The sequence below is a fragment of the Pedobacter sp. P26 genome (assembly GCF_050632135.1).
In the GTDB taxonomy this organism is placed as follows: domain Bacteria; phylum Bacteroidota; class Bacteroidia; order Sphingobacteriales; family Sphingobacteriaceae; genus Pedobacter.
Window position 1 is genome coordinate 1,735,101 of record NZ_CP192574.1, and the last position, 13,329, is coordinate 1,748,429.

The 13,329-nt window shown below is 38.1% G+C and carries 11 protein-coding genes; 10 read left to right on the forward strand and 1 reads right to left on the reverse strand.

Features of this window, described 5'->3' with window-relative positions:
- Positions 1–4: 4 nt before the first annotated feature.
- The 8 genes from ACQ86H_RS08065 to ACQ86H_RS08100 all read left to right on the forward strand — a co-directional run bounded on the left by ACQ86H_RS08065 (position 5) and on the right by ACQ86H_RS08100 (position 7,515).
- Positions 5–913, forward strand: a complete 909-nt coding sequence (locus tag ACQ86H_RS08065; protein WP_431294397.1) for a RagB/SusD family nutrient uptake outer membrane protein — start codon at positions 5–7, stop codon at positions 911–913.
- Positions 914–1,076: 163 nt separating this feature from the next.
- Positions 1,077–1,604, forward strand: a complete 528-nt coding sequence (locus tag ACQ86H_RS08070) for a RagB/SusD family nutrient uptake outer membrane protein (protein WP_431294398.1) — start codon at positions 1,077–1,079, stop codon at positions 1,602–1,604.
- Positions 1,577–1,645 (forward strand): hypothetical protein, encoded by a 69-nt coding sequence (locus ACQ86H_RS08075; protein WP_431295362.1) that lies wholly within the window; start codon positions 1,577–1,579, stop codon positions 1,643–1,645. Before ACQ86H_RS08070 ends, ACQ86H_RS08075 begins: the two co-directional genes overlap by 28 nt.
- Before the next feature lie 957 nt (positions 1,646–2,602).
- On the forward strand, positions 2,603–2,788 hold the full coding sequence (locus tag ACQ86H_RS08080; RefSeq protein WP_431295363.1) for a hypothetical protein: 186 nt from the start codon (positions 2,603–2,605) through the stop codon (positions 2,786–2,788).
- 8 nt (positions 2,789–2,796) lie between these two features.
- Complete coding sequence (locus ACQ86H_RS08085) at positions 2,797–3,048, forward strand: IS3 family transposase (RefSeq protein WP_431294399.1); 252 nt, start codon at positions 2,797–2,799, stop codon at positions 3,046–3,048.
- Positions 3,049–3,464: 416 nt separating this feature from the next.
- Positions 3,465–4,217, forward strand: a complete 753-nt coding sequence (locus tag ACQ86H_RS08090; RefSeq protein ID WP_431294400.1) for a ligand-binding sensor domain-containing protein — start codon at positions 3,465–3,467, stop codon at positions 4,215–4,217.
- Entirely contained in the window at positions 4,163–6,640 is a 2,478-nt protein-coding gene (locus ACQ86H_RS08095) for a ligand-binding sensor domain-containing protein (RefSeq protein WP_431294401.1), read from the forward strand. Before ACQ86H_RS08090 ends, ACQ86H_RS08095 begins: the two co-directional genes overlap by 55 nt.
- Positions 6,604–7,515 carry a response regulator gene (locus tag ACQ86H_RS08100; RefSeq protein ID WP_431294402.1) on the forward strand — a complete coding sequence of 304 codons (912 nt, stop codon included), beginning with the start codon at positions 6,604–6,606 and terminating at the stop codon, positions 7,513–7,515. The genes ACQ86H_RS08095 and ACQ86H_RS08100 overlap by 37 nt, the downstream gene beginning before the upstream one ends.
- Before the next feature lie 412 nt (positions 7,516–7,927).
- On the opposite strand, the gene ACQ86H_RS08105 is transcribed toward ACQ86H_RS08100, so the two are convergent.
- Positions 7,928–8,125, reverse strand: a complete 198-nt coding sequence (locus ACQ86H_RS08105; protein ID WP_431294403.1) for a hypothetical protein — start codon at positions 8,123–8,125, stop codon at positions 7,928–7,930.
- Positions 8,126–8,759: 634 nt separating this feature from the next.
- Between ACQ86H_RS08105 and ACQ86H_RS08110 the strand changes: the two genes are divergently transcribed.
- Together ACQ86H_RS08110 and ACQ86H_RS08115 are read left to right on the forward strand one after the other, a co-directional pair.
- Positions 8,760–11,570: a SusC/RagA family TonB-linked outer membrane protein gene (locus ACQ86H_RS08110; RefSeq protein ID WP_431294404.1), complete on the forward strand. Its 2,811-nt coding sequence runs from the start codon at positions 8,760–8,762 to the stop codon at positions 11,568–11,570.
- 53 nt (positions 11,571–11,623) lie between these two features.
- Positions 11,624–13,249: a RagB/SusD family nutrient uptake outer membrane protein gene (locus ACQ86H_RS08115; RefSeq protein ID WP_431294405.1), complete on the forward strand. Its 1,626-nt coding sequence runs from the start codon at positions 11,624–11,626 to the stop codon at positions 13,247–13,249.
- Positions 13,250–13,329 lie beyond the last annotated feature (80 nt).

Genomic DNA, 13,329 nt, shown 5'->3' on the forward strand with positions numbered 1-13,329 from the left:
AATTATGAAAAAGCTATTTTCAAAATATAATTTATTGATTGCAACAGGTTTTGTGTTGCTAAGTGTTCAGGCTTGTAAGGATAGTGAGCTTGATGTAATTCCTAGGGACCGATTGACAGAGGCCAACGTATGGACTGATCAGGGGGCGAGCAATCTATTTTTAAACGATATTTACGAAGGGCTCCCTAATGGGAATAATTGGTATGATCCCGTTGAAAACTGGTCTGACAATTCCATCTGTGGTTTTTCTTGGCCAGGCTCCAGACAGATGGTTCAGCAGATGATTATTAATCCTAACGCTATCCCTGGAGGAGATGTTGGTAATATTTATGGATGGGCAAGAAATTATTCCTATATCAGAAAGTGTAATCTTTTCATTAAAAACGTTAGTGCCTCCAGCTTGCCGGAAACTTTCAAAAGAACGAGCCTTGCTGAAGTAAGAGTCTTAAGGGCCTATTATTATCAGTTACTCTGGATGGCCTATGGTGGGGTGCCGATCGTTACCGATGTATTGGCACAGGATCAGGGTGACGCTATTTTTAAACCACGTAATACTGCTGATGAAACCATGCAGTTTATCACTAAAGAATGTGCCGAAGTATATGCTGACCTTCCTGATGCCCCAAGTTCTGGAAGAATCGGAAAAGCAACAGCTATGGTGCTAAAGGGTTGGGTAGAGCTATTTGCCAAGAAGTGGGGCGATGCAGCGGCAAGTAACAAAAAAATTATCGACGACCTTAAAAACTATGATTTAGACCCCGACTATGAAGCCTTTTTCTTAAAAGGAGCGAATGCCAGTAAGGAGAGTATTTTCTATAGGGAATATATCGCCACGGTTAAAGGTGGGACGATTGACGGCAAATGTGGACCTACCTTTACTGCTAATGATGCGGAAACGAGCTGGGGGGCATAAACCCAACACAAGAGCTCATTGATGATTATGCCATGGACAATGGAAAAGTGATTACTGATCCTACTTCGGGTTATGATCCACAAAAACCATATGTAGGAAGGGAAAAAGATTTTATCAGTCTATAAATTTTGATGGATGTTACTGGTATAATACCAATCTTTCAATGAGAAACAATGCAGCAAATGCAATTGATCTGGCCGATAAAAATGATGCGACGCAGACAGGTTACTATATGCGTAAGCGTTTGAATGATAAAATTGTACTTGGAGCAGCCAATTGGGATGGTGGTACAAGCACCCAGAATTACAATATTTTCCGCTATGCCGAAGTATTGCTAAATTATGCAGAGGCTCAAAATGAAGCTGTCGGGCCAGATGAATCTGTTTATAATGCAATAGGTAGAATTAGATCCAGAAGTAATTTGACAAATTTACCAACTGGCCTAAGCCAGGCTGATATGAGAACTGCAATAAGAAGAGAAAGAAGGATTGAACTGGCTTTAGAAGACAAACGTTACTGGGATCTGATCAGGTGGAGAATTGCCGAAATAAACCTCAATAGGCCTTTGCATGGGATGAAAATTACTACAAATGGAAGTAATGTAACCTATACCGTGGTGCCTGCTGTAGGGGGGATAGGAAGTTTTTTGCATCTAAAAATTACTTGTTTCCAATCCCACAAAATGTTATAGATCAGAACAAGCAGATAAAAGGGAATAATCCAGGTTATTAATTTGAAAGAATTTGTGATTAGAAAGGTAGCGTAAAATTGCACTATCCCTTCAGGTTTTAGTATAAGGGGAAGTGTAAATTTTATGATCTGATAATATGAATTAGTCACTACTTAATCTGACGGTTTGGTCTTTTTTACTAATTGTCAGATTAAGTAGTGAATATTACAGATAATAAAAATTTCTGTATTCAAAAATAGGAGTTTAGCAAATTAAAACAATCATACATTTTTTAACATATGTTGTTTTTAACATCTGTATAGTCACGATTTGGCAAATTAGTATACGGCCACAGATCGATCACTGAATTTAACAGAAGATAAGACTTTCGATTCCTATAGTTAGCGCTGTTCAACCATTCCTGAATTCATAAAGGTCGATCAGTCTCATCTGTTTATTGAACATAGGTAGTTTACTGTAGGGTTTTGTGTTCCTTCAGACTTTTCCTCGGGCTGTGTCATGAATACTGCTTCGGGATGAAGCGAATGCCCATGAACGCCTTTTAAGCAGTTAGCGTATACTGCACGAACCAAGACCACCGTGGCCAATGCATGAGGAATATATGCAAACCATTTTGCCGGCCTGCACCTTTTCCAATTGATGGAATTTTGATACTATATCTGCCATTTCTTAGCTGCTCCTTCAGAGTAATACAAATTATGATAAGGCATCATGAAAAACTTCTCTTATGATTGAAATCCTTCTAAGCACTTACACCAATTTGGTCGCTCTCTTATAACATGGCTCACGGCCTTGAGTTGCCGGGCTGATGCCGCAGATTGGGTATAAAGAGTACTATTCGTAAGAAATGGATGCAGATAACAGACTCACAGCACACTTTAGCAGAAAATATGCTTAATAGAGATTTTTATGCCTCCAATATTGTAGAAAAATGGGTTTCAGACCTTACCTATATACAAACTGGGGAAGGTTAGCTGTATCTGACAACAGTTATAGAACTGGCGGATAGAAAAGTTGTAGGCTGTTCATTAAGTGAAAACATGGAAGCTAAGAGCACCACGATAAAGGCGTTGGAAATGGCTATAATGAATAGGCCTATTACCCAACAGTTGATTCTTCACTCAGACAGAGGTATACAATATGCATGTTCCGAGCTCAGAAAAAATTGTAATACTAACTGGTAAAGCAAAGCATGAGCATAAAAGGAAACTGTTGGGATAACGCAGTTGCAGAGAGTTTCTTTAAAACTATAAAAACAGAAATGATATACCAGCAGATATATAAAACAAGAGCGAAGGCTAGTTTAGCCATTTTTGAATATAAAGAGATATGGTATAATAGAAAAGAAGAAACTCTTTTTTGGGTACTTGTTGCCATCAGAGTTTGCAAACAACTCAATAAATCCTTAAATCACAGCTTAAAAAAAGAAAAATATTTAAAGTAATGCTTCCCAATAAAAAAAATAATATGACAACAAAAAATCTCCAGTAGGCTATTGCAATTCCAAAACATACTTGATCACTCGAATAGGAAATTATATTGTTTTATACTGTCGATTTGCTTTAGCAACCTGTAGATTATGGACTTTACACAACCACATCTTATCTATAACTACCGCTCTGACATTTTGCGAGAGACCCCGATCTCGGAATTAATCATCAGTACAGAATGTCTCTTTAAATCCCTATTTGAAAGTACTAATTGTTTTCCATTGAGAAGATTAGCGTTTTCATGACTAATATCTTAGGAGAAAAGTTTAAATTGAGCTAAGAGAATATCATTACATAAAGCGAACAGTGCTTGGAATGTTAAAAATATAATTAACTTTGAAAGAACCACAGTCCATGAGCAAGCTGTAATATGCCTAATTTATACGAGAAATATTTATTCGTCCTTCTTCTCACTATTCTTCTTTTTTCGAAATCTTTATATGGTGCAAATGAAGCTCCAATAAAGTATCTAGGCATTGCGCAGGGGTTATCGAATAATATGGCAACGTGTGTTTTTCGAGACCATTACGGCTTTATGTGGATTGGTACCTATAACGGACTGAATCGTTATGACGGTGTTGCTGTAAAGATATTTGAAAAAGATTTAAAAGATCCTAAATCTTTGGTCAGTAATCATATTACCTGCATTACAGGAGATACTCATAATAAAATATGGATCGGGACTAACAAGGGGCTTGCTATTTATGACTATGCAAATGGGAAAATTCTGACAGCAACTCTAAATAAAGGTAGGGCTTCTAATAAAACGAATATTCTAAAAAAGGTGAATGCAATTGTCAGTGATCCGAAAGGTGATGTTTATGTTGGTACCAGTGGTGGATTTTTGGTGGTAAAAAAAGGGACTAACAACTGTGAACAGATTAAGATTAAGACTTCGACCAACTTCAATGTACAAGCTCTTACCATTGATAAAAATGGCAGAATATGGTTATTCGTAGAATATATGGGACTGGGGATTTACGATCGAAAATCAAATGAGGTAAGGATTATTAATTCGCAGTTGAAAACCCTTTCTACCATGACCGCAGATCCAAGAAATGAAAATTTATGGTTGGGGGAGAAAGCGGCATATTTCAGTTTGATATTGTTTCACATCAGTTGAAAAACACTTATAGTGCCAAACTTAACAACATCAGCGTGATGAAGATCTATCCTGATCGAAGTATGCAAGTATGGGTAGCTACGGACGGAGGTGGGGTAAATTTAATTGACCTTCAAACAGGAGCGGTAACGGTTATCGGTATGCAGAAAAACGGGCCAGTACTCTCAAGCACTGCAATTCAGGATGTTTTTAAAGATCCAGACGGACGGCTCTGGATTGCGACACTTAGAGGTGGCGTTAATATTATCGATACAAAAAGTAAAAATCAGTTCAAAACTATTGCTAAAGAACCGGAAAATCCAAATAGTTTGGTAAGCAATTTTACCAGATCATTCTGTGAAGATACGAACGGAAATATTTGGATCGGTACGTCAGGTGGTGGGCTAAGTATTTACAACCCCCTTACAGGGAATTTCAAAAACTTTCATCATCAATCATCTGTAAAAAAATCATTGAGCAGCGATTTTGTTTTTAGCATCATTCAGGATAAGCGGGCAAATATTTGGATTGCGACACTGAAAGGCGGAATAAACCGATATCTTGCCGCTTCCAATTCCTTCAAGCACTACCAATGTATAAATCCTTCCAATTCCAGCCTGATCCCAAGTATTTGGAAGCTGTATGAAGATTCGAAACAAAATATTTGGGCCGCTGGAACACGGGGCAGGGGGCTTTTCAAATACAACCAACTCAATGATCGATTTGAGCTCTTCGATGCATCGCTAGTAGATATAACAGCTATGTACGAAGATCGTTCAGGTGATCTTTGGATGGCAAATTCATCACTGATAAAAATTAATACGATAAACAAAAAGCATTTGTATGTGCCGATTGGAACGACTATTCACTCCATTTTTGAGGATAGACGCGGTAATCTATGGTTAGGGACCGAGGGCGAAGGATTACTATTGTTTAATTCTAAAAATCACCAAATCAAAGCATTTACTAAAAATAACGGTTTACCGGACAATGCGGTCTTAAATATTCTCGAGGACAGTTCAGGCGCACTTTGGTTCAGTACCTTTAACGGTTTGGGTAAATTTGATTTCATGAATGGTAAATTTAGACGCTTTTATGCCGAAGATGGACTTCAAAGTATTCAATTCAATTTTAATGCGGCTTTAAAACTGAGAAGCGGCGACATGATTTTTGGGGGACTGAGTGGCTTTGATTGGTTTAACCCTGATAGCATAAAGACCTTTGTCAATACACCATCAATATACATCACTGAATTTAGGACAAATAATCTTTCAGTCCAGCAAGACTCGGCATATTTAGGACGACAGAATATTATGGACATCAAACACATCGAAGTTGATTATCATAAGGCAGAGATTGCTGTGGATTATGTGGCACTTGAGTATTCATACCCAAATAAGATCAATTACGCCTATTTTCTGGAAGGGTGGGACAAAGGTTGGATTGAGGTTGGGAAAAATAGGACCGCTTTTTATTCACATCTTGATGTTGGGCAATACAAACTTCACATCCGTTCAACAAATACCGAAGGAGTTTGGGCTGCAAATGAGCGGATCATCACAATTTTAATCTTACCTCCATGGTACCGTACATGTTGGGCTTACATAATCTGTGCAGCTATCTTCTTAAGTATCGTATATCTATTTTGGCACTATAGAACAAGCCAGATGAAACTGAAACATGAGATGGAGATCACAAGGTTCAAAGCAGAAAAGGACCATGAAATTAATGAGAAAAAAATATCATTTTTCACGGATATTTCACATGAATTCAAAACACCGCTAACATTGATCATGAATCCCATCAAAGATCTGCTCAAGACCAGTTTTGGTGCCGGCAACGGGGAATTAAAGATGATCTACCGAAATGCCAAGCGTCTTTTGGGTTTAGTTGATCAGTTATTGTTATTTCGAAAGGCAGAAGAAGATCTACATGAATTAAAGATTACCGAATTGAATCTCACCCTACTTATTGAAGAGGTATTCCAATGTTTTATATCACAAGCTAAAAGTAAAGCTCTAATTTATAACTTTTATCATAATGAAGATGAGGTTATGATCTATGCAGATGCCGAGAAAATGGAAATTGTTCTGTTTAACCTGATTGCAAACGCAATAAGCTTTACTCCTGCTGGCGGCACGGTCGATGTTAAATTAACTATAGATGCACAAGATGAGGTGAAAGTGTTGATTTCGGATAGCGGTTGCGGCATACCGAAAGGTCTTGAAGAAAAGCTATTCGAAAAATACTATAGGGTAAAAGAAGGCAGACGGTCCGCACCAGGGTTTGGTATTGGTCTGTTTCTCGTCAAAACATTCGTAAACCTTCACCATGGAAATATTTCTTATACCGATAATCCAACAGGAGGAACAATATTTATACTCACCCTTAAAAAGGGGGAAGCAGTTTGCCGAGCGGGGAGACATTTACGAATACCATCTTAACAGATAATTACAGGAAGGCAATCTATGATCAGGAGCCGCTTTTGGATCAGGATGACCAGGGCACTACATTCGGTCAATTGGAGCTTCTGATCTCTGATCGTCAATCCATTTTGATAATCGATGATAATAAGGATATGCGGGCTTATATTGTGAGGATATTTAGAGATGAGTATCGAATCTATGAAGCGGATAACGGAGATGTGGGACTGTTTTACGCCAAAAAATATGTTCCCGATATTATCATTAGCGATATAAACATGAATGGGATGGACGGTATCACATTCTGTAAATTGCTCAAAGAAGATTCTATTTTGAGCCATATCCCAGTGATCCTAATCACGGGGGATGCCAACCCTACACTTGAACTTCAAGGCATACAGATTGGTGCTGTGGATTTCATTAGTAAACCTTTCGAAAAAGATCTCTTAATCGCGAGAGTTAGGAATATTTCTCGTAATAAAGCCGACCTGCAAAAATATTTTTTTAATCAGGTCACCTTAAAAAATAACAGCAATGTTCTTTCGGAAGTTGATAGGGATTTTCTTTATAAATGTATTGTGATAATTGAGAATAACTTACTCGAAGACGGATTCGATGTCCAGACACTTGCGGACGAAATGACAATGAGTTATTCAAACTTATATAAAAGGATGAAGCTGATAACAAATGGTTCAGTTAAAAGCTTCATGAGGTTTGTTCGAATAAGAAAGTCAGCGGAACTTCTGATCAATACCAACTGTAATATTAATGAAGCTTCACTTAGTGTTGGAATAAACGATATCAAATATTTCAGGGCACATTTTGTGAAAATTTTCGGAATAAACCCTTCTGAATTTACGAAAAAGCACCGCACATCTTTCAGAAAAAATATTTAAAAAATATCATAGACTAACAAGAGTCAAAAGGGACGTATTATTTCTTGAGCCCTAACTAAATATTCCGATTACCTATATAGGGAATAATCAGCTATGGAAGCAAGTTAATTAGAATATTGTAAGTATTTGGAGAATTCCCTTATCATATTCTTGCTTTTAATCCGCTTTGCGGTTCTTGTTATTTTCTTACAGATTGTTACCATGTCGAGGATAAGCATATATATTCTAATGGCTATTTAGAACTCGCAAAGTCAATTTATTTATGAACTTGAAGATTTACGGACTAGATCTGCTATAATATTATTTGTCAACATAGGCTCTAATTTGCTAACTGCTTATATTTTTGTGGTATATCTTTATAATGACCAGTAACGAATTTAAATTGCTTGGCGAATTACGTCATGATCTCTCTCTAACGGTTTATTTCAGGGCGCAGGCGCTGTCTGCATTCGGTAATGGAGTATCCTAGATTAGGATTGTCCTGATATGGAGAATCGGATTTGCTAATCAGGTAGCATACAGTATCTACATTGTCGGTGGCCAAACCGATAGTTTTGACGTTCAGTGTCCAGCGGCTATTGAGCACACGACAAAGAGAGCTTGGCGACATGCCGTTTATGAGGAAAGGAAATTAAATTTTAATACTCATCCCTCAAATTAAAAGAACTATAAAATGGCATAGTTTAATTGTGACGTACCGGAAATCAAATCATGTATCGAGTCTATTTCTGAATCATATATTCCTATGTCTTGCACTTAGATCCTAAATTATTGTGACTAATCCTGTTCTCCTTTTTATTCAGATAGACGGACTAATTTTTATCCCATTGATACGCGTTGCTAGATAGTATAATTTCACGTATTTGATCAATAAATTAGAAATATACCCCCACTAAATGTCAAAACGTCCCTCTTTTTCTTCGTGAATTTGAATCAAATTTGCATCAGCCAAATAGAAAACCGATGAGTAATTCCCCTTAAAGTAATCTTTCATGCATCGACTGTATGACCACTTACTAATTTATTCCGTATTAAATTAGAATTAATTGTAATAACCAAATTACCAAAAAGCTATGTTAAAAAAAATACTTTATCCACTTCGATACATCTTATCTGTATTAACAATTTTCACCACCTTAAGCTCCATAAGCGGGCAGCTTCATGCGCAAACTCTGACACCGTTAGTAACTGGGACAGTAAAGGATCAAAAAAATGCACCAATACCTGGCGTAACAATAAAAAATTTGACTACAGCAAAAGTTGCTGTGGCAGACGGAGACGGCCAATTCAGAATTACAGCGACAAAAGGCGAGCGCTTATCCTTCAATTATTTAGGCTATACCACAAAAATAGTTGAGGTGGTGGGTGAATTGCTGAATGTTACTCTTATAGAGACTAATGAAACACTAAATGATGTGGTTGTGATAGGCTATGGTACGCAAAAACGTTCAGATGTAACTGGTTCGGTAGTTTCGGTGCCGAAAGCAAGATTATCACAATTACCTGTTACTAATGTTCTACAATCTATTGAAGGTGCAGTTGCTGGTGTGAATATCACATCGACCTCTTCAGTACCAGGTAGCCAGCCGAATGCTTTAGTCAGAGGTCAGAATTCAATAAGCGCAGGGGCAGGGCCTTATGTAGTTGTAGATGGAGTGCCATTGAGTAAAACAGGGGGCTCACTAAATGATATCAATCCGAACGATATAGCATCTGTGGAGATATTAAAGGATGCAAGTGCAACTGCAATTTATGGAACAAATGGTTCGAATGGCGTAATCTTAATTACAACAAAAAGAGGTACCTCCGGTAAACCGGTTATTCGCTATAGCGGATATGCTGGATTAGATAACATCGCACATATTCTGGAGCCAAGAGATGGGTCTGAATATGTTCAGAAATATACAGACTTTCTGAAACAAACAGGCCAGGTACAACAAAGACCAGTACCGAATATTGGAGAGCTTCCTGCCTACAATGCGGGAACAACTACCGATTGGGTGAAAGAGGCGACGCAACAAGGGACCATTCAAGATCACAACGTGAGTATTTCTGGTGGCTCACAGGATGTCAAGTATTTTGTTTCCGGAGACTACCTAAAACAACGAGGCGTTATTAAGGGTTATGATTTTAACCGTATTGGCCTACGCTCCAACTTGGACATCAATGTAACCAGCTTTCTGACAGTAGGGACCTCGCTATTTTTGACTAGTAACAACTACGATGGTGGAAGAGCAAATTTATTGTTCGCAACAGCGATGAGTCCTTATGCCCAGGAATATAATGCAAATGGGACATATACCATTTATCCAATGAATCCGGAACAATTATACACCAATCCATTGCTTGGCTTGAATACCACTCAAATCAATAGGACGACAAATATTAATGGCAATGGTTATGCTGAAATAAAGTTTCCGGGAGCATTGACAGGCCTGAAATTTCGCTTGAATGCTGGTTATACTTATTTTCCTGAGAGAAGAGGGAGTTATATCGGTCGTTTAGCGAACGATTTAAATGGTACGGCAAGTAGTTTCAACGCATCTACAAATAGCTATACTCTTGAAAATATCTTAACTTATTCAAAGGACATCAAAAAGCACCATTTCGATTTTACTGCCTTGTACAGTGCTCAAGAAAGAAAATATAATTCTACCACTGCCGGGGCAGTAGGTTTTGTCAATGACGAGTTGGGCTTAGATAATATAGGTGCTGGCGCCACACAGACCAGCGCATCATATCGTGAGAGATCCGGGTTGAATTCACAAATGGGTCGATTATTCTACTCATACGATAGTAAATACTTACTTACTTTAACCGCCCGTAGGGATGGTTCCTCTGTTTTTGGTGCAAATACAACCAAATATGGTGTTTTTCCTTCTGCGGCAATAGGCTGGAATATCATAAATGAAGACTTTATTAAAAAAGCTAATATTTTTAGTAACTTAAAGTTGAGGTTATCATACGGAAAAACCGGTAATGAAGCTGTTGGTGTTTATAGAACAATTACCACTGATGTAACAGCTCGTTCGCCATTTAATGGAATAAGCACAATTGGAGTTTTAGCAGGTAACTTGGGAAACAGACAATTGCTTTGGGAAACAACTAAAACAGCAAACATTGGCCTAGATTTCGGGATTTTTAAAAATAGAATTAGTGGAAGCATAGAAGCTTATCAGAATAAAACTAGCGGATTATTACTTAATAGAAGTTTACCTATTATAACTGGGTATAACAATGTGCTAGAGAATATAGGCAAGACTACGAACAGAGGCTTAGAACTTACTTTAAATTCACAAAATTTCGTTGGTAAGGATTTTCGTTGGGAAACTATGGTTGTTTTTGCTGCCAATAAGAATAAGATAACTGATTTATATGGTGACGGGAAAGATGATCTGGGAAACAGATGGTTTCTTGGAAAACCAATTAGTGTAGTATATGATTACAAAATGACCGGCGTTTGGCAGACAGGAGAGGATGTATCAAAACAGGATCCGACGGCCAAACCAGGGAGCTTGAAGTTTGCAGATTTAAATGGGGACGGTAAGATTACCGGTGATGGTGATAGAACCATATTAGGTCAAACTGCACCGAAATGGACTGGTGGAATAACGAATACTTTTCACTACAAAAATATCAACTTGAGCGTTTTTATTCAAACAGCACAAGGGATGACTAAAAATAATCCGGATCTGAGCTATGGTGATGAAACTGGAAGACGAAATACGCCTGCAGAAGTTGGTTATTGGACTCCTGAAAACATGAGTCAAACGAGGCCGGCTTTATCATATAATAATACTTTGGGATATGGCTATGCATCAGATGCTAGTTATACAAGGGTAAAAGATGTTACCTTAAGCTATGTGTTTTCGCAGAATGTTTTGGATAAATTGCACCTTGGGGGTTTGACAGTGTATGCAAGTGGTAGAAATCTGCATACCTTTACTAACTGGATTGGCTGGGATCCTGAACAAATTACCTATGTTAGGGGAGGGGGAATAGCAACTCAAATCAACAAGCATTCGCAGCAGACTTTACAAACAACTATCCTTTAACCAGAACATTCGTACTGGGTTTAAATGTATCACTACGTTAATTTATAATCATCATGAAAAAATATATAACCATATTTGCAGCATTATCAGGATTGTTTGTCGCATTTTCATCGTGTAAGAAGGCATTTCTTGATGAAAAACCTTTTTCATCATACACTCCATCAAATCTTACAGATTCTCTTGGATTTGAAGCATCCTTAATAGGCTTGTACAACCATACCAGCACATATTTTTCCTATGCTGACCAGCAAGGTTGGCCGAGCGTTTGGCAGGTAGGTACTGATGTCGCAAATGCTACCAATAACCAGCAAGGCATAGAGATTCCCTATTATAATTATGCCACACTAACGTCTACCGACGGCGCCGCTGCTCGTAGCTGGAACAGAGGCTTCATCATGATTAACCTTACTAATATAATTATAGATGGAATTGAAAACCCAAGCTTGACAACTTTAAGTGTTAAAGGTAAAACGATGGTAAGTGCAGAAGCTAAATTTTTTCGGGCTTACGCTTACAATAATTTGGCAACCTTGTTTGGTGGCGTACCCTTGGTAACTCATGCCTTAATTGATCCCAAAACAGATTTTGTTAGGGCTCCAATAAATGATGTAAACAGTTTTATTGTATCAGATTTACTATTTGCTGCCGCAAACCTCCCTGATATCGAATCCGTTAAAACAAACACTAAAGGAAAAATATATGGTAGAGCTAATAAGTTTATGGCTATGCAATTGCTTGCTGAGGTTTACCTTCGTATAGGCAAGCCTGATTTGGCAGAACAACAAGCTCAGGCAATAATTAGCAGTGGTAAATTCAGCTTGATTAGAAACCGTTATGGCGTGAAAACCAGCCAGGCCGGAGATTACTATTCTGATATGTTCCAATATGGCAATCAAAGAAGATCTCAGGGAAATACAGAAGCCATTTGGGTATTGGAACAGGAAAATCCAGCTAGTGTTGTCGGTGGAATCAGCGACAGTCCACAGCAAAGAAGGGTTTTTGGTGCTGCCTATTTCAATATTGCAGGTTTGGCTCTTGCCGATTCATTAGGTGGCCGTTCTGTAGGAAGATTGCGTTTAAGTAACTGGGTTCTTTATGGTTTATACAAGGGCAATGATATCCGTAACTCGCAATATAATATCCGCAGAAGATATTATTACAACGATCCAAATCCAATTTATGCTGCCAGATATGGTAAACAAGTGCCCTTCACTGGTCCAGATACTTTAATGAACATTTGTCCTAGTACGACGAAATGGGGTGCATTTGATCCTAATGATACATTTGGTTATGCAATGATTAAAGATTTTATCTTGATGCGTTTAGGCGAAACATATTTATTACTAGCAGAGGCACAAGTGAAACAGGGAAAGACAGTCGAAGCCGCTGCCTCAATCAACGCTTTAAGGACCCGTGCAGGAGCCGATCAGGTAATGCCATCTCAGATGACACTTAATTTTATCCTTGATGAGCGTGCACGGGAATTGATAGGTGAGGAGAATAGACGTATGACCCTAATGAGAACAGGAACCTTAGTTGAGCGTGCTCTTCGTCTTAATTCGAATGATGCATCAAAGCCTATATCAGGATTAACTACGAAAAACTTACTACTTCCTATACCTTTAACAGAAATACAGCTCAATAAAGATGCTGTCCTAACACAGAACCCAGGATATTAAAATATGGTTGATGATTAGTTTTCGGGCCGTCGTAAGGATGGCCCGATGCTATATTTGAACTATAGAATAATTCCTTATTC